This is a genomic window from Loigolactobacillus zhaoyuanensis (genome assembly GCF_003946385.1).
Taxonomy (GTDB): domain Bacteria; phylum Bacillota; class Bacilli; order Lactobacillales; family Lactobacillaceae; genus Loigolactobacillus; species Loigolactobacillus zhaoyuanensis.
The window spans coordinates 1-17696 of sequence record NZ_RHOE01000024.1; the positions used below are offsets into that span (position 1 = coordinate 1).

Consider the following 17696-nt stretch of genomic DNA (forward strand, 5'->3'; position numbering starts at 1 on the left):
TTTTTGACGCGATCAAGTATGAAAACTAATCAAACTAACTAAATTAAGTCAAACTTGGCTAGTCATGACTAGCCCAAGTCGTGAATATAGAGAAATTACGTAAAACTGATAATTTGGCCAATCAATTTGATGCATATGCATAATTCAGGCTTATGGCTAAATTACTCGGTTTACATCATCTAACGGCAATCACTTCAAGTTCACCAAAAATGTTTGATTTCATGTCCGGCGTACTCGGTTTACATTTGATCAAAAAAACGGTTAATCAAGACGATATTCGAACTTATCATCTTTACTTCACCGATGATCGCGGCAGCGCTGGAACCGACATTACCTTTTTCGATTTTCCTAACCTCTTTCAAGGCACTAAGGGTCGTAACAGTATCGACCGCATCGGTTTCCGCGTTCCGAATGATGCTGCGTTAGATTATTGGCAACAACGCTTTACTGAACATCAAATTGAACATGAACCGATTGAAACGGAATTTGGCGCTAAAACTTTGCGTTTCTATGATTTTGACCATGAACGCTATCAATTGATCTCCGATGAAACCAATCACGGCGTTCCTGCTGGTACCCCTTATCTGAATAGCCCAGTCCCAGCACAATTTGCCATCAGTGGTTTAGGGCCGATGCGCATCACCGTGAATTACGCTGCTAAAATGGATGACGTTTTAATTAATTTACTTGGGTTTGAAAAAGTTGCGACTGACGGTAATCAAACCTTGTATGAAGTTGACAATGGCGGTCATGGTGCCCAAGTAATTATTGCTGACGAGCAATTACCTGAAGATGAAATTCAGGCTTATGGTACCGTCCATCATTTAGCCTTCCGTACGCCTGATGAAGCTGATCTACGCGAATGGATCGAAAAAATCAAGGCCGCTCATTTAGCGCAATCTGGCTTTGTTGATCGTTTCTACTTTAAATCAGAATACTTCCGCCCTGGTCGCGGTGTCTTATTTGAAATTGCGACCGATGGCCCTGGCTTCTTAGTTGATGAAACTTACGAAGAAGCTGGTGTTCATTTAGAATTACCGCCATTTCTGGAAGCACAACGCGCCGATATTGAAGCTCACCTGGTTCCTTTCAATACCGATAAGAAAGCAATTGACTAATATGACTGATAACGTTAATTATTATTTTAAGGCTGGTGCAGCCACTAAAGCGCCAATTTTAATGCTCCATGGTACTGGCGGTTATGAGGATGATCTGGTAACGCTGGCCCAACAATTAGCGCCAGATAGCCCATTACTGGGTATTCGCGGCCGCTTAGTTGAACAAGGCAGTACCCGCTACTTTGCCCATACAACAACTGGCGGCTTTGATCTAGATAGCTTGGCTCGCGAAACCACTTGGTTACTCGCGACCATCGACGAATTAGCAGAAAAGCACGACTTAGAGGTTAGCAAAATGATCGTGCTGGGATATTCCAATGGCGCCAATATGGCCGCTCACGCCTGGTTGACCAACCAAGCCAAATTCAAGGCTGGTATCTTATTACACCCGATGCAGCTAATGCAATATTCTTCAGTTGCGTCGCTAAATGACGTTAAAATTTGGGCCTCGCATGGCCACATTGATCCAATTGTTTCCGCCGCTAATTTTCAAGCGTTGACGCAATCGCTGACCAAAGCACAGGTTGATTTAACTATTTTTGAAGCGAATCAATCTCATGCGATCAGCCCACCTGAATTAGCATCAGCTCAACAATGGTTGCAACAAATCATTGCTTGATTCCACAAAAAAGCCGACTAGATAAATTATCTAGTCGGCTTTTTACATATTTCTCTGAATATAGCTCAGCGTAGGAAAATAGTCTTCATGCAAAATCCCGTTTTCATGCAAGCCACTATTTCTTATGACTTTCTTCCTCATCAGTTCTTAAAACAGCCATGAACGCTTCCTGTGGGACTTCTACGGAACCAATCTGTTTCATCCGTTTCTTCCCTCGTTTTTGCTTCTCCAGCAATTTACGTTTACGGGAAATATCGCCACCATAACATTTAGCCAATACGTTTTTACGCAACGCTTTGATGTTGGTCCGCGCGATTACTTTATTACCAATCGCTGCTTGAATCGGAACTTCAAATTGTTGACGTGGGATGATCGTCCGTAATTTATCAACGATCGCCCGACCACGATTGAAAGCAAAATCTTGATGGACAATACTACTAAGCGCATCAACGGCCTCACCGTTCAGTAAAATATCCATTTTAACCAGTTTACTTTCACGATAGCCTTCGATTTGATAATCTAGCGATGCGTAACCTTTAGTGCTTGATTTTAGCTTATCAAAGAAATCATAAATAATTTCCGATAAAGGTAAATGATAAATGACGTTGACCCGATTGTTGTCAAGATACTCCATAGTGTCAAAGTCGCCCCGTTTGTTTTGCGATAACTCCATCACTGCGCCCACATAATCATTAGGCACCATGATCGAAGCATGAACAAACGGTTCTTCAATCGAAGTTACTGCTGCAGGATCAGGCATTTCTGACGGATTAGCCACAACTTTTTGAGTACCATCAGTTAAATTCACGTGGTAAATAACCGATGGCGCTGTCGTAATCAAATCTAGGTCAAATTCACGCTCTAATCGCTCCTGTACCACGTCCATATGCAGTAGGCCCAAGAAACCACAACGGAAGCCAAAGCCTAACGCTTCAGAAGTTTCCGGCTCAAATGACAACGCAGCATCATTCAAGCGCAGTTTTTCTAACGATTCGCGTAATTCATTGTATTTAGAAGAATCAACTGGATATAGCCCACAATAGACCATCGGCGTCATTTTACGATAACCTTGAATCGCTTCAGTCGCTGGATTGTTCGCCAACGTGACTGTATCCCCAACTTCGGTATCTTGAATTGTTTTAATGCTGGCAGTAATATAGCCCACATCGCCAGCCATTAGCATCTCACGCTGAACCGCCTTAGGTGACATCACACCGACCTCAGTGACTTCAAACGATTTTCCGCTTTGCATGAGCTTAATTGTATCGCCAGGCTTAACCACACCCTCAAATACCCGTGTGTTCAAAACAACACCGCGATAACTGTCGTAAACTGAATCAAAAATTAGCGCGCGTAGTGGTGCCGCTAAATCACCAGTTGGTGCAGGAACATCGGTTACGATTCGTTCAAGGATTTCCTCGATACCAATGCCTTGTTTGGCGCTGGCTAATACTGCATTCTGCGCCTCAATGCCAATATCGTCCTCAATTTCAGCTTTGACCCGCTCAGGATTGGCTGCTGGTAAATCAATTTTATTGATCACTGGAATAATTTCTAAATTATTATCGATGGCCAAATAAACGTTGGCCAAAGTTTGAGCTTCGACACCCTGCGCCGCATCGACAACTAAAACGGCGCCTTCACAGGCAGCCAAACTGCGCGAAACTTCATAAGAAAAATCGACGTGTCCTGGTGTATCGATCAGATGAAATGTATACGTCTGCCCGTTTTTAGCTTGATAAGCTAGTTCCACCGCATTTAATTTGATCGTAATGCCCCGTTCACGCTCTAAATCCATTGTATCCAAGATTTGTGCTTCCATATCGCGTTTAGCAACGGTATTAGTCAGCTCCAAGATCCGATCGGCTAAAGTTGATTTACCGTGATCAATATGGGCAACAATCGAAAAGTTGCGAATATTTTTTTGGCGTGCCTGCATCGCTTTAATATCCATTATCTGCCTACTTTCTCCATGAGAGTGTGAACTTTAAAATGGCTAACTCACACTGACTGTTCCTCTAAATTATAGCAAGCTCGCTACTCAGGTGCAATTTAGATTACGCTAGCTAATAAAAAACAGGTAGCCAAACGCTACCTGTTACAAACTTATTTTTTACGTTTCCCACCATTAAAAGTATCGCGCAGTTTATCAAATAAACTGCCTTCAGTTTCAGTCATGTCCTCACCGCTGGCAACTGCAAAAGACTTAAGCGCATCTTTTTGCTCACCATTCAAATGCTTCGGTGTGATCACTTTCACCTTAACGTGTTGGTCACCACGGCCATTACCGCGTAAACGCGGTGCACCTTGACCCCGCAAACGGAAAGTCGTATTCGTTTGTGTGCCCGCTGGAACCTTAAGTTTCACTTTACCACTAACGGTTTCGACTTGAAGTTCGTCGCCTAAAGCTGCTTGAACAAAGCTGATCGGCACTTCTAAATAGATTTCAGCGCCATCACGTTCAAACTTATTACTAGGTGCCACTCGGAAAACAATGAATAAATCACCGTAAGGGCCGCCATTTTCACCAGCTTCGCCTTGTTCAGATAAGCGCATTTGTTGGCCATCTTCGACCCCAGCTGGGACCTTGACCTTAACACTGTGGCGTTCTTCTTCATGACCAGAGCCATGACAAGTTGGGCATTTTTCTTTAATTTCTTTACCAGTACCATGACAAACGTCACAGACTTCACGTGACTGCATCCGGCCCAATGGTGTTTGCCGTACGACTTGAACATAGCCAGAACCGTGACATTTATGACAAGTCTCTGGTGTCGTTCCTGGTTTAGCGCCAGTACCGTTACAGGTATGACAGGTTGACTCACGGGTATATGAAATGGTCGTTTCCTTACCAAAAACCGCTTCTTCAAACTTCAGATCCATTTGATATTGTAGATCAGACCCTTGCCGTGGCGCGTTGGGATTGGCCTGTTGACCACCACCGCCGCCAAAAAACTGACTGAAAATATCATCGAAACCACCGCCGCCAAAGCTTTGACCACCACCGAAGCCGCCGAAACCTTGACCACCACCAAAACCACCTTGTTGCTGTGGACCAGCTGAACCATATTGGTCATACTGTGCTCGTTTGTCAGCATCACCGATAACTTCGTAAGCTTCAGAAATATCTTTAAATTTTTGTTCCGCATCAGGTGCTTTATTTAAATCAGGATGATACTTCTTTGAAAGCTTGCGATAAGCGCGTTTAATTTCATCTTGTGAGGCGTCGCGGCTAACCCCAAGAGTCTCATAATAATCTTTATCCGCCATGCGTGTTAAGAACCTCCTAGAAATTTGCGCAATTATTGATTTGCGCTCCGTTACCATCAAAAAAACTTCATCAAGCATACCATAGATTAAACGAAAAGCCAAAAGCCGCAATGGCTTTTGGCTTTTCGTTGCAAACTAGGTTACTTTGGAACCAACATGTTCCGTAGAGCAGCAATTGAGCGCTCTTCGTCACATTCTATTTTTTGTCTTTGTCTGGGTCGACTTCTTCAAAGTCACCGTCAACAGTATCGCCGTCGGCTTTGGCATCGCCAGTTGGTTGGCCATCAGCGCCGGCTGCGTCGCCTTCTTTAGCCTGTTGTTCTTTAGCCGCTTGTTCGTACATTTTAACGGATAAGTCTTGGACGATCTTGTTCAAATCATCGCGCTTAGCCTTCATGTCGTCCAAGTTATTTTCTTCTTGAGCCTTCTTCAAGGCTTCTTTAGCATCTTCGGCTTGTTTGATCTCGTCGTCAGATACTTTGCCCTTCAATTCGGTCAACGTCTTATCAGTTGTGAAGAGTAGTTGTTCAACCTCGTTACGTAGGTCAACTTCTTCCTTCTTCTTGTTATCGGCGTCAGCGTTTTCTTCGGCTTCTTTTTGCATCCGTTCGATTTCTTCGTCAGATAAACCTGAAGAACTCTTGATCGTGATCTTTTGTTCTTTTTGGGTACCCATATCTTTAGCAGAAACATTAACGATACCGTTCTTATCAATATCGAATTTAACTTCGATCTGAGGAACGCCACGTGGTGCTGCGGGGATGTCATTTAATTGGAAGCGACCCAATGTTTTGTCATCAGCTGCCATTGGCCGTTCGCCTTGCAAGACATGAATATCAACGGCTGGTTGGTTATCAGCAGCGGTTGAGAAGACTTGTGATTTACTAGTTGGGATCGTTGTATTGCGGTCGATCAACTTAGTGAAGACACCGCCCATAGTTTCGATACCCAATGATAATGGCGTAACGTCAAGTAAAACAACGTCTTTAACGTCACCAGTAATGACCCCACCTTGAACGGCAGCGCCTAAGGCAACGGCTTCATCAGGGTTGATTGAACGATCAGGTTCCTTGCCCGTCCATTCTTGAACAGCTTCTTGAACGGCTGGAATCCGTGTTGAACCACCATTTAAGATGACTTTGTCAATGTCGCCTAAGCTTAATTTAGCATCGCGCAAAGCGTTGTCAAATGGTACCTTAGTGCGGGCAACAAGATCAGCAGTCATATCGTTGAATTTAGCACGAGATAATGTCTTTTCCAAATGTAATGGGCCAGCATCGCCTGCAGAAATAAATGGCAAGCTGATCTGAGCTTCATTAACACCAGATAAGTCTTTTTTAGCTTTTTCAGCGGCATCCTTCAAACGTTGTAACGCCATCTTGTCTTTGGCTAGGTCAACACCGTTATCTTTTTTGAACTCAGCAACTAACCAGTCGATGATCTTTTGGTCAAAGTCATCCCCACCAAGTTTAGTATCACCATTAGTTGATAATACTTCAAATACACCGTCGCCTAATTCAAGGACGGAAACATCAAAAGTACCGCCACCTAAATCATAAACTAAGACTTTTTCGTCAGCGTCGCCTTTATCCAAGCCATAAGCTAGGGCTGAAGCAGTTGGTTCGTTGATGATCCGTTGTACGTTTAAACCAGCAATTTTACCAGCGTCTTTAGTTGCTTGGCGTTGGCTATCGTTGAAGTAAGCAGGTACCGTGATCACGGCATCGTTAACTTCTTCACCCAAGTAATCTTCAGAGAATTTCTTGATGTATTGCAAGATCATCGCTGAAATTTCTTGTGGTGTATAAGTCTTACCGTCAACTTCAACCTTATAGCCAGCTTCACCCATGTGACGTTTAATTGAAGCAACCGTGTTTGGGTTAGTGATTGCTTGGCGTTTAGCCACTTCACCGACCTGAGTTTCACCGTTTTTAAAAGAAACAACGGATGGAGTTGTCCGATTACCTTCTGGATTTGTGATGATTTTTGGTTCGTTACCTTCAAGCACGGCAACGGCTGAGTTAGTCGTCCCGAGGTCAATACCAATTATTTTAGCCATAAATTCCTAACCTCTTTTACCAATTTTAGTTTTTTTATTGTGCGACAACGACCATTGCTGGTCGGATGACGCGATCTTTGAGCTTGTAGCCTTTTTGTAATACTTGTACAACAGTATCAGGCTTTTGATCACCTTCCACAGCCACCGTTTGCACGGCTTGATGAAGGGTCGGATCAAAGGTCTCATCTGTGCCGGTGATCTCAACGATCTGGTGCTCTTTCAAAGTGCGTTCTAAATGATCATAAACCATTTGTACGCCCTTTTTCAACTGTTCACCATTTTTATCGTTGACATCGACCGCTAATGCTCGTTCCAAATTATCTATCACTGGTAAAATATCTTTTACCAAGCTTTGACCTTCGTACTTAAGCAATTGTTCTCGTTCTTTTTTGAACCGCGTATTCATGTTTTGAATCTCAGCTTCGGCCCGCAGATATTTATCTTCCGTAGCGTCAACTTGAGTTTGTAGCGCTTTGATCTGCTCAGCTTGTGGATCTGGTACCTGATTCTCTGCTGCAGTTTCCGTCGTTGCTGCTTTAGCATCTGCGCTAGTCGCTGCGGTACTGGTTTGCGCATCCGCGGTCAGGTCTTTTTCTGACGGAAAGTCAGCATTTTGCGCTAAGGTATCATCAACGGCCGCTTGCTTTTTTTTAGCCAAACAAATTCACCTCCAATGATCACTCTTCCCCACGATGGGTATAATAATCAGTTATTTTTTTTGCCAATTCTTCACGGAAAACGTCTAGTAAACCGATCATCCGCGAATATGGCATGCTGGTAGGACCTAATAAAGCAATCATCCCTTTACCGTGGTCACCGACTTCATAAGTTGCCGTGATCAAACTAAAATCATGCAACAAATTATTGGTCAGCTCATCACCTAGGCGCACTTCGATCGCTTGATCAGGCACCCCGATCAATTCAGCTAGATCCGCATCCTGATCAATCAGCGCATACAGCGACTTCAATTGATCAACATTTTTGATTGTTGCCGGATTGATCAAATTCATTTTGCCATCAACATGGAAACGCTCTTTAGCAGCCTTTTTCAAGACATTGCCAAAAATATCAAGAAAACCGGATGGCGTGATCATATAGTGAGTCAAAAGTTGCGGAATATCACTATGCAACTTTTGGATGACTGCCGTCAGCGGCAAGCCGATCAATTGATCATTGATGATCCGAATGGTCTTTTCCAAACTTTCACTGTCCAATTCATGTGGTACACTAAAAATTTGATTTTCCACCGCACCGTTATCAGTCACTAAAATTGCCATCACCTGATGATCGCCTAATGGAACTAAGCGAAAACCGGTTAACCGCGCATCACGTAATTCAGGCCCTAAAGAAATCGCAGTATAACTAGTTAAACTAGAAAGGATCTTTGCTGATTGAGCAATAATTTGATCAATTTGGAGATAGCTTTGATCAAACGAAGTCTCGATCAAAGCCAAATCATTAGCGTCAACACCACTAGGCTCGACTAAATGATCCAAATAATAACGATAACCCTTAGTTGAAGGGACACGTCCAGAAGATAGATGCGTTTTTTCAATCAAGCCCATATCTTCCAAACGAACCATTTCATTACGCACTGTGGCCGAACTAACGTGCATCGGTAGTTGATCCAACAGTGTTTTGGAACCGACAGGCTGACCGCTTTCAGTATACAAACGGACGATATCCTTTAAAATAATCAACTGTCGTTTGGTCAGCATTCGAACCACCTCTTTTTAGCACTTAATGCTTTTGAGTGCTAACACAATTATTAATATAACAACTCCGCTCGTTTAAGTCAAGGTAACAGCCGTTTTTTCCGCTAAATTATGCAAAATCAGTCTTACGACGGATAAATTAAACAATCTTCACCTTAGAAAGCAGAAAAATCGTAACGCTAGGTTACGATTTTAGTTAGGTTTCATCATCCAACAAAAAGGCCTGAAAAACTTCATTGCCCATAAATTCCCCTCGTCGGGTCAAATAGATATGTTGCGCATCTTCCGCTAATAATCCACGCCCCACTAACTCAGCAATTGTAACGCCGTATAGCGCCGTCATCGGTAAGCCGAATCTAGTCGCAAAACGTGCTTTATCGACACCCGCAACAGTGCGTAAGCCGAGAAACATTTCTTCCTCGATTTGTTCGCTACGTGGCAATACGTGGCGTTGCAACACAGGCGCATGGCCATTATGTAGCGGCGTTAAATATTGCTGGATCGGACCAAAATTTTGATAGCGTTCCTTGCCTAGATAACCGCTAGCACCAGCTCCAAAGCCGAAATAATTATCATTACGCCAATAAGTCAGATTATGTTGCGATTCGTAGCCAGGTCGAGCAAAATTACTAATTTCATATTGTGGCCGACCAGCTTGAGCAAACTTTTCTAAAGCCAGTTCATACATATCGGCCTCAACATCTTCAGACGGCAAGTGTAATTTACCTTGACGCATTAAATTATAGAAAACCGTTTTACGCTCCAAAATTAGTGAATAGGTCGAATAGTGCGGCAGATCCAGCGCGATCGCTTTATCCAAGCTATCCGTAAAATCAGCCATACTTTGCCCAGGCAAGCGGAAAATTAAATCAATACTAATATTTTCAAAGCCAACTTTACGCGCGTTAGCAATTGCCGTATAAACGTCAGCGCTACGATGGATCCGACCAATTTTTTTGAGCACGTCATCATTAAAAGACTGTACGCCAATACTCAGTCGATTAACTCCGTGAGCATACAGTACTTCCAGCTTATCAGTGGTCAATAAATCATTGGGATTAGCTTCAAACGTAAATTCCTGGCCGGTGAATGGTAGGATCTCCTGCATGCCACTAAGCAAACGGTCTAACTGAACTGGCGTCAAAGTCGTTGGTGTGCCACCACCGACATATAATGTATCAATTGTTTTCTCGGGATGTGCCGCCGTCACCAAACGCATTTCCTGCAACAAACAGTCGACATAGTCATCCACTGGTTGCCCTTCTAAAAACACCTTATTAAAATCACAGTAATAGCAAATATGCTCACAGAAGGGAATATGGATATATGCACCGATCATAAGTTCACCCGCCCACTATGAGTGGCAAAATAGTCGCGCACATGCTGCTCATCCTGTTTCAATTGGGCCACCAAGCCTGCAGCGTCAGCAAATTTAATTTCGCCACGTAAATGTGTAAACCAAGCAACCTGCACTTGTTCACCATAAACCATTCGATTGAAATCAAATACATAAATCTCCACCGTTACGGCGTGATTGTCACCAAACGTAACATTACGGCCAATTGAAGCCATACCTGAATATTCTTGACCAGCGATAATTATTTTAACGGCGTAAATACCGATTCCTGGAACATGCTGGTCCGCATTGATCGCTAAATTAAGCGTTGGAAAACCAATCGTACGGCCACGGGCCAAACCATGCACGACAACACCTTTATTTTGATAAGGGTAACCTAACAGCTTATCTGCTTGGTCAACATCCCCTGCTGCAATTGCTTGGCGAATATGCGTCGAGCTAATTTTTTCGGCATCGACCTGTTGCTTAGCCACTTCAACCACTTGAAAACGCCCTTTAGCATAGCGCGGTAGATCTTGGATAGTCGCCTGCTGCGGGCCAAAGGTATAATCAAAGCCAGCAACAACGATCTGAGCATGGAAATTAATAATATATTGGTCAACAAACTCAGTTGGTGTTAGCGCGCTAAAGGCGGATGTGAACTCAACGATGTATAAAATATCAACACCTAGCTGGTCCATCAATGCGATTTTTCTATCAGTAGTCGTTAGATACTTCATTTGCTCAGCAGCCAATTGACGAAATACCAATCCTGGATGTTGATTAAACGTCATTACCGCTAGCGGTATTTTCTGGTCATGAGCAAGTGCTGCTGCTTGTTTGATCACCGCTTGATGACCAAGGTGGACACCATCAAAAAAACCTAGTGTTAATACAATTGGCGTCGTGGTAATTTGCTCTGGTGCGTATGGATGGTGAATTCGAACGATCTTCATTAACTATGACTCCAATCTAAATAAAGTTAATCATTAGATAAAAACATTTTTACAGGTTGAAAAAGATGCGGATATTCAACGGCTGGTTGATATAATGCTTTAATTTTCCCTGCGTAAACTAACGCTACAGCTTCAGTAAGTGGCGTCAACTCAGCGCCAAGCAAGAAAGCCCCATGTTGTACTTTATCCCATTGATCCGCTGTTAATTCAACCTGCGGATAGGCACTCAAAGCTGTTTCCATCGGCCGTAACACCGTCATCAATTGATCGGTAGCACTTAATTCGGTCACAGTTGCTAAATCAACCGTATCTGCTAGCGTAAAGCCGCCGCTTTGTACTCGGGTTAATTCCGACATGACAGCAGCAACACCAAGTTTACGGCCTAGGTCAACCGCCAAGGTACGCACGTAAGTCCCTTTAGAGCAACTGACCTCAAACCGGAATTTTTGTGTCCCTGAAGCACTGTCAAATTGTGGTTCACTGAGCCGTTTAAACGCTGTGATCGTGACTTGTCGCTGTGGTCGCTCAACCGTTTCACCCGCACGAGCATAATCATATAAACGGCGGCCGTTAACTTTAACAGCTGAAAACATCGGTGGGATCTGCGTGATTTCACCAACAAACGCTTTCATGTGCTGGTCGATTTGTGCATTAGAAAATGCAGTTTTAAGTCGTGTTTTATCAACCACCTCACCATCAAGATCTTCTGTGGTGGTCGCAAAACCTAAGGTCACTTCACCTTGATAAGTTTTACCACTGGCAACTAAATAGTCGACGACCTTAGTTGCAGTGCCAATGCAAATTGGTAATACACCATCAACATTTGGATCAAGGGTGCCACCATGACCAACGCGACGCGTATGAAATAAATGGCGTAGCTGTGCGTCACAGTCATGGCTAGTCATGCCACGTGGTTTATATAGTGGTAAAATTCCGTTCATTATTGTTCCTCCGCATTCTCGGATCGTGCCATCTTGCAAACTAAATTATTATAGCACATTTGCTTCATCAACCAGAAAAGAGCTGCGACTAAGTACTACTCAAATATGATCATAACTGACCATAATCGGGATTAGACTGATCTCATTCTAACGTTAACTTAAATAATATTTATGTAAAAAAATCAGGACGTAAAACAGTATTGTTTTACGTCCTGATCAATTTAAAATTAGTGTTCTTCACGATTTAATTGATTGATCAATTCATCGATCCGGCTACCGTATTGCACCGATTCATCGCGTGCAAAAGTTAGTTCAGGAATCTTGAACAAACGAATTCGCTGACCTAACTCCATTCGAATCAAGCCAGTTGCTTTTTCCAAGCCCTGTTGTGCTTTTTGACCATCACTGGCCTTATCCGAAAGAATACTGTAGTAAATTGTTGCTTGTTGTAGATCACCAGTGACGTTGACGCCAGTAATAGTAACGCCAGCCACACGTGGATCACGTACACGCTTCATTAAAATATCCGTCGTTTCCTTTTGTATTTCTTGAGAAACGCGGCCAATTCGATATTGTGCCATTGTACTACCCTCCTACTCACCCAAAAGGCTATTTGACCGGAACTTCTTCCATGATGAAGACTTCGATCTGATCGCCTTCCTTAACATCGTTGTAGTTCTCGATCATCAAACCACCTTCGAAGCCTTGACGAACTTCTTTAACGTCGTCCTTCAAATGCTTCAAGCTGGCAATTTTACCTTCATAAATGACAATGCCATCACGGATCAAGCGGATACCTGAATCGCGGTGTACAACACCAGAGGTAACGATAAATCCAGCAATCGTACCGACTTTAGAAACTTTATAGGTTTGCCGAATATCTAACTGACCAACAACTTTTTCTTGATAAGTCGGCTCCAGCATCCCTTTCATCGCTGTTTCTACTTCGTCGATAGCTTGATAGATCACGTTATGCAAACGAACATCTACATCTTCAGTACTTGCTTGATCTTTAGCCCGCGGTGTTGGTCGAACGTTAAAGCCGATGATAACTGCATTACTTGCTGCAGCTAAGGTAACATCACTTTCATTGATCGCCCCAACGGCTTCATGAATAATGTTGACCCGAACGCCTTCAACGTCAATTTTTTGCAGACTATTAGCCAAAGCTTCAACTGAACCTTGAACGTCCGCTTTGATGATAACGTCAACTTCTTTCAGCTGACCTTCTTGCATTGTTTCGAACAAGTTATCCAAAGTGACGTGTTTAGTATGACTCCGTTGTGCCAAAACAGCCTGCTTAGAACGTTCTTCACCAGCTGCACGCGCGGTTTTCTCATCATCAAAGACGATAAACTTATCAGCTGATTCAGGAACATCGCTTAACCCAGTAATTTCGACTGGTGTTGATGGCTTAGCTTCCTTGATTCGACGACCACGATCATTGGTCATAACACGAACACGACCAAAGGTATGGCCGACTACGATTGGATCACCAATGCGTAATGTTCCTTGTTGAACCAATAATGAAGCGACAGCGCCCTTACCTTTATCCAAGCGAGCTTCGATCACGGTACCGGCACCCTTTTGCTCAGGATTAGCTTTTAATTCAAGCACATCAGCCTGCAAAAGAATCATTTCCAACAATTCGTCCAAGTTTTTACCAAACTTAGCTGAAATCTGGACGAAGATCGTATCGCCACCCCAGTCTTCTGAAACCAAACCGTATTCGGTCAACTGTTCCATCACATGGTTGGGATTAGCATTAGGCTTATCGACCTTGTTAACCGCGACAATAATTGGCGCATTAGCAGCCTTTGCATGGTTGATTGCTTCGATCGTCTGTGGCATAACGCCATCGTCAGCAGCGACAACTAAGACAATGATATCAGTTACATCAGCGCCACGCGCCCGCATATCGGTGAAGGCCGCATGTCCTGGTGTATCCAAAAATGTGATCAGACGGTCATTGGACTTCACTTGATAAGCACCAATAGCTTGGGTGATCCCGCCGGCTTCGCCTTCAGTAACACTGGTATGACGTAATTTATCCAATAACGTTGTCTTACCATGGTCAACGTGACCCATGATCGTTACAACTGGTGGCCGACTTTCTAGGTAGCTAGTGTTGGCTTCTTCAGCTTCAAAGAATTTGTCCAAATCAGAAATATCTACTTGAACTTTTTCTTCAGCCTTCATTCCATAATCCGCTGCCAAAACTTCAAGCGTATCTTTTTCTAACGATTGATTTTGGTTGACCATTACACCCATCATGAATAATTTCTTGATGATTTCGGCTGGTTCGCGGTGAATCAACTTAGCGATATCTTGTACGTTCATGCCCTCAGTATATTGTAATACTTCTGGCAATGCCCGTTCTTTCCGAGTCGTTGCTGGAATTACTGAATGATTTTGCCGTTTGTTCCGCCGATTACGTTTCTTATTGAAACGGCCACCACCGCCAGTGTTGCCACCGAAACGACTAGTGCCACGGCCACCGCGATTATTAGGGTTATTGCCAAAACGACTATTGCTGTTACGATTGCCGCCTGCAGCATTGCCGCCTACGCCACCTTGATTACGGCTATTACCGCTTCTAACCACGGTGTTAGCGCTACTAATTGGTTTAGCTGCATTGACTGGTGCACGATTGTCCGCCCGATTTTGTGGGTTAGGTGCTACACGATTATTGCTGGCCGAAACGCGTGGCTTTTTATCGCGGTTATTATTGTTGTTATTATTATGGTTATAACGATCATTGCGGTTTTGTGAATGATTATTAGTCCCATGTTGATTCTGACCACTATGACCTTGATAATTACGATTTGGTTGGTTATGATCACGATCATTATGCTGGCTCCGAGCATCAGAACTGTGTTCACTACGTGGTGCTTGTTGTGAATGAGCAGTTTCTTGTGGACGAGCAGCTTGACTATTATGTTCAGTATGCGTCGGTTGTTGTGGGCGCGCTGAGGAGACTGGCGCTGCCTTTTTGGTGTGATCCACCGGCTGAGTATTTGGCGTAGTAGCCACCTTTCCGCCACCAATTGCATTACGCAATGTCTTTTCTTGCGCATCATCAATTGTGGACATATGATTCTTAACATCAAATCCGGCTTGCTTAGCCCGGTCAATAACTACTTTAGATTGAATATCTAATTCTTTCGCTAATTCGTAGATACGTTTTTTACCCATATCTTCACGCTCCCTACGTTTTCAGTAAGGCAATGAGCCGTTGGGCGAACCCAGGCTCTGTGATGCCGACAATTGTTCGTGGGCGGCCTAGCGCTTGGCTCATTGCTTGTTTTGTGAAGGCTATCATTACTGGCACGTGATAAAAATCGCCTTTAGCGCTAAATTTATCACGGGTTGCCTGACTTGCATCAGCGGCAACCAATACCAACGCAACTTTGCGCTGCTGAATCGCTTTTAAAACTAAGCCTTCACCCATCGTTAATGAACCTGCTCGTAAACTTAATCCTAGCAGGTTTAATGCTTTTTGATTATTTTCCATTTTTGTCGCCAAAAAGTTCTTTACGCGCTTTTTGATGCTTGACATAAGCTAACAATTCGCTATAAAAATCAGCATCGACCGTCGCATTCAGAGCTTTATCTATGCTATGCTTCTGTGTTGCTTCTTCAACGGCACTAGGTTCAAGTGAAATATAGGCCCCACGACCTGACTTCTTACCGGTCGGATCAAGGGTAACTACACCTTCTTTATCACGAACAATGCGCACCATTTCTTTTTTTGGCTTCATTTCGTTGCTGACGACATCTTTACGCATCGGGATTTTTCTTGGTTTCATACTCAAGTTTTGCTCCTTTTCCGTTAATTAGTCGTTGGTTGCGGCAGAATCAGCTGATCCGCCAGTTACAGTAGCATCAGTATCAGATGTTAACTCAGCTGCTGGTGCTTCTACTACAGCGTCGGTTTCCGCCGTAGCTTGTTCACCGTTAGCCAATTCAGCCGCTTCAGTTTCTGACTTAATATCAATTTTATAACCGGTTAATTTAGCCGCTAAACGTGCATTCTGACCACGTTTACCAATTGCCAATGACAGTTGGTAATCAGGTACGATCACCGTTACTGCCTTATCATTGGTTGGATCAAAAGTCACATCAACAACTTGTGCCGGATTCAGTGCATTGGCGATGTAAGTTGCCGGATCGTCGACCCACTCAATAATATCCATATTTTCGCCAGACAACTCATTGACGATCGCCTGTACCCGCTGACCACGTGGCCCAACACAGGTACCCACTGAATCAACGTTTGCATCATGACTGCGAACAGCCATTTTAGTGCGGTCGCCAGCTTCACGTGCAATTGAGATGATTTCAACGGTTCCATCATAGATCTCCGGTACCTCTTGTTCGAATAACCGTTTGACCAAATCAGGTTGGGTCCGACTCACGTAAACTTGTGGCCCCTTAGGTGTATTTTCAACTTTGGTCACAAAAACTTTGATTCGATCATGTGGTTCGTAATGTTCATTAGGCATTTGATCACTCTTAGAAAGAATTGCTTCGATCTTACCTAAATTAACGTAAATATAACGACTATCACGCCGTTCTACGACCCCTTGCATGATTTCATTTTCATACTTGATGTATTGATCGTAAATAATATTCCGTTCAGCTTCGCGCACTCGTTGCATGATCACTTGCTTAGCCGTTTGTGCCGCGATCCGACCAAAATCTTTTGGCGTTACTTCAAACCGGATATTGTCGCCGGCTTCGTAAGCTTCATTAATGGTCAACGCTTCCTTGAGGCTGACTTCCAAACGGGAGTCAAAAACCTCATCAGTTACTTCTTTAACCGCATAAACGTGAATATCACCTTTACGCTGATCAAATTCAACTTCTACATTTTGCGCTTGACCATAGTTACGCTTATAAGCTGAAACCAAAGCAGCTTCCAGCGCTTCAATGACGACTTCTTTTTTAACGCCTTTTTCGGTCTCAAGTGCGTCTAATGCACTTAACATTTCCTTGCTCATGGTAATTGATCCCTTCCCGATTAAAATTCGATTGCTAATCTAGCTTGCGCAATTTGCTGCCGCGCAAAGGTGAATTCTTTACGCCGGGTTTTAATCTTAACTGACAATGTTAATTCATCGGGCGTAATCGCCGTCAAAGTACCTTCATAGATCTTTGCACCGTTCACTGCTTGATACAGCGAAATATGGATAAAACTATTTAATGCATGCTGATAATCGGCCTCTTTTTTCAAAGGTCGTTCAGCACCTGGCGACGAAACTTCTAGATAGTAAGCTTGTGGAATCGGGTCCGGATCCATTGCATCAAGCGTCTCACTGATCTTTTCACTGATCAGCGCACAATCCTCAAGGGTGATGCCCGCTGGTTTATCAATGTAAACTCGTAAATACCAGCTTTTTCCTTCTTTGACAAATTCAATATCGACTAATTCAAAATGATGACTGTCCACGATTGGTTGGACAACATCTTGGACTCTTTCAACAACCGAGCTCAAACCATTGCCTCCTTTTCGCAATTTTAGTTTGTTCCGCATCGAAACAATTGCTGCTCAATAAATAGTACACTGCTGTCACAAACTAATTCATTTACAGTGGCTCTTTCTTTGGCATATCTTGCTTTATCCAATAAAAAGAGTGAGCATCGCTGCTCACTCGACCAAAGTCTCTAAATACAATAATT

At 43.4% G+C, this 17696-nt stretch carries 16 protein-coding genes; 2 read left to right on the forward strand and 14 right to left on the reverse strand.

Translation table 11 applies throughout. The features are described 5' to 3' along the window. The first annotated feature begins 152 nt into the window (after positions 1–152). Together EKM76_RS06565 and EKM76_RS06570 are read left to right on the forward strand one after the other, a co-directional pair. A complete protein-coding gene (locus tag EKM76_RS06565) occupies positions 153–1118 on the forward strand; it encodes a ring-cleaving dioxygenase (protein ID WP_125549893.1) in 966 nt (321 codons plus the stop codon). 1 nt (position 1119) lies between these two features. Beyond that, positions 1120–1737: an alpha/beta hydrolase gene (locus EKM76_RS06570; protein WP_125549923.1), complete on the forward strand. Its 618-nt coding sequence runs from the start codon at positions 1120–1122 to the stop codon at positions 1735–1737. Positions 1738–1852: 115 nt separating this feature from the next. Here the strand turns inward: EKM76_RS06570 and lepA are convergent, their stop codons facing one another. The 14 genes from lepA to rimP all read right to left on the reverse strand — a co-directional run bounded on the left by lepA (position 1853) and on the right by rimP (position 17511). Beyond that, positions 1853–3691: a translation elongation factor 4 gene (gene lepA, locus EKM76_RS06575; protein ID WP_125549894.1), complete on the reverse strand. Its 1839-nt coding sequence runs from the start codon at positions 3689–3691 to the stop codon at positions 1853–1855. A gap of 152 nt (positions 3692–3843) precedes the next feature. Continuing rightward, the gene (dnaJ, locus tag EKM76_RS06580) at positions 3844–5007 is read right to left on the reverse strand and encodes a molecular chaperone DnaJ (RefSeq protein WP_125549895.1); all 1164 of its coding nucleotides are present in this window, start codon (positions 5005–5007) and stop codon (positions 3844–3846) included. Positions 5008–5203: 196 nt separating this feature from the next. Further along, positions 5204–7066, reverse strand: a complete 1863-nt coding sequence (gene dnaK / locus EKM76_RS06585; protein ID WP_125549896.1) for a molecular chaperone DnaK — start codon at positions 7064–7066, stop codon at positions 5204–5206. A 34-nt stretch (positions 7067–7100) separates the two neighbouring features. Further along, positions 7101–7724 carry a nucleotide exchange factor GrpE gene (gene grpE / locus EKM76_RS06590; protein ID WP_125549897.1) on the reverse strand — a complete coding sequence of 208 codons (624 nt, stop codon included), beginning with the start codon at positions 7722–7724 and terminating at the stop codon, positions 7101–7103. Between the two features lie 19 nt (positions 7725–7743). Beyond that, complete coding sequence (hrcA, locus tag EKM76_RS06595) at positions 7744–8784, reverse strand: heat-inducible transcriptional repressor HrcA (protein ID WP_125549898.1); 1041 nt, start codon at positions 8782–8784, stop codon at positions 7744–7746. Between the two features lie 193 nt (positions 8785–8977). Then, entirely contained in the window at positions 8978–10120 is a 1143-nt protein-coding gene (gene hemW, locus EKM76_RS06600) for a radical SAM family heme chaperone HemW (RefSeq protein WP_125549899.1), read from the reverse strand. Continuing rightward, positions 10117–11073, reverse strand: coding sequence for a riboflavin biosynthesis protein RibF (gene ribF, locus EKM76_RS06605; protein WP_125549900.1), 957 nt, complete (start codon positions 11071–11073; stop codon positions 10117–10119). Before ribF ends, hemW begins: the two co-directional genes overlap by 4 nt. A gap of 26 nt (positions 11074–11099) precedes the next feature. After that, positions 11100–12014: a tRNA pseudouridine(55) synthase TruB gene (truB, locus tag EKM76_RS06610; protein WP_125549901.1), complete on the reverse strand. Its 915-nt coding sequence runs from the start codon at positions 12012–12014 to the stop codon at positions 11100–11102. A 227-nt stretch (positions 12015–12241) separates the two neighbouring features. Then, the gene (gene rbfA, locus EKM76_RS06615; RefSeq protein ID WP_125549902.1) at positions 12242–12595 is read right to left on the reverse strand and encodes a 30S ribosome-binding factor RbfA; all 354 of its coding nucleotides are present in this window, start codon (positions 12593–12595) and stop codon (positions 12242–12244) included. 28 nt (positions 12596–12623) lie between these two features. Beyond that, positions 12624–15209, reverse strand: a complete 2586-nt coding sequence (infB, locus tag EKM76_RS06620) for a translation initiation factor IF-2 (RefSeq protein ID WP_125549903.1) — start codon at positions 15207–15209, stop codon at positions 12624–12626. 13 nt (positions 15210–15222) lie between these two features. Beyond that, positions 15223–15528 carry a L7Ae/L30e/S12e/Gadd45 family ribosomal protein gene (locus tag EKM76_RS06625; RefSeq protein ID WP_125549904.1) on the reverse strand — a complete coding sequence of 102 codons (306 nt, stop codon included), beginning with the start codon at positions 15526–15528 and terminating at the stop codon, positions 15223–15225. Next, positions 15518–15823 (reverse strand): RNase P modulator RnpM, encoded by a 306-nt coding sequence (gene rnpM / locus EKM76_RS06630; RefSeq protein ID WP_125549905.1) that lies wholly within the window; start codon positions 15821–15823, stop codon positions 15518–15520. The genes EKM76_RS06625 and rnpM overlap by 11 nt, the downstream gene beginning before the upstream one ends. A gap of 27 nt (positions 15824–15850) precedes the next feature. Next, positions 15851–17017 carry a transcription termination factor NusA gene (gene nusA / locus EKM76_RS06635; protein WP_125549906.1) on the reverse strand — a complete coding sequence of 389 codons (1167 nt, stop codon included), beginning with the start codon at positions 17015–17017 and terminating at the stop codon, positions 15851–15853. 20 nt (positions 17018–17037) lie between these two features. After that, complete coding sequence (gene rimP, locus EKM76_RS06640) at positions 17038–17511, reverse strand: ribosome maturation factor RimP (protein ID WP_125549907.1); 474 nt, start codon at positions 17509–17511, stop codon at positions 17038–17040. Between the last annotated feature and the right edge of the window lie 185 nt (positions 17512–17696).

Coding starts and splice junctions, on each gene's coding strand:
- EKM76_RS06565 (WP_125549893.1), top strand. CDS start 153: ATGGCTAAATTACTCGGTTTACATCATCTAACGGCAATCACTTCAAGT.
- EKM76_RS06570 (WP_125549923.1), top strand. CDS start 1,120: ATGACTGATAACGTTAATTATTATTTTAAGGCTGGTGCAGCCACTAAA.
- lepA (WP_125549894.1), bottom strand. CDS start 3,691: ATGGATATTAAAGCGATGCAGGCACGCCAAAAAAATATTCGCAACTTT.
- dnaJ (WP_125549895.1), bottom strand. CDS start 5,007: ATGGCGGATAAAGATTATTATGAGACTCTTGGGGTTAGCCGCGACGCC.
- dnaK (WP_125549896.1), bottom strand. CDS start 7,066: ATGGCTAAAATAATTGGTATTGACCTCGGGACGACTAACTCAGCCGTT.
- hrcA (WP_125549898.1), bottom strand. CDS start 8,784: ATGCTGACCAAACGACAGTTGATTATTTTAAAGGATATCGTCCGTTTG.
- hemW (WP_125549899.1), bottom strand. CDS start 10,120: ATGATCGGTGCATATATCCATATTCCCTTCTGTGAGCATATTTGCTAT.
- ribF (WP_125549900.1), bottom strand. CDS start 11,073: ATGAAGATCGTTCGAATTCACCATCCATACGCACCAGAGCAAATTACC.
- truB (WP_125549901.1), bottom strand. CDS start 12,014: ATGAACGGAATTTTACCACTATATAAACCACGTGGCATGACTAGCCAT.
- rbfA (WP_125549902.1), bottom strand. CDS start 12,595: ATGGCACAATATCGAATTGGCCGCGTTTCTCAAGAAATACAAAAGGAA.
- infB (WP_125549903.1), bottom strand. CDS start 15,209: ATGGGTAAAAAACGTATCTACGAATTAGCGAAAGAATTAGATATTCAA.
- EKM76_RS06625 (WP_125549904.1), bottom strand. CDS start 15,528: ATGGAAAATAATCAAAAAGCATTAAACCTGCTAGGATTAAGTTTACGA.
- rnpM (WP_125549905.1), bottom strand. CDS start 15,823: ATGAAACCAAGAAAAATCCCGATGCGTAAAGATGTCGTCAGCAACGAA.
- nusA (WP_125549906.1), bottom strand. CDS start 17,017: ATGAGCAAGGAAATGTTAAGTGCATTAGACGCACTTGAGACCGAAAAA.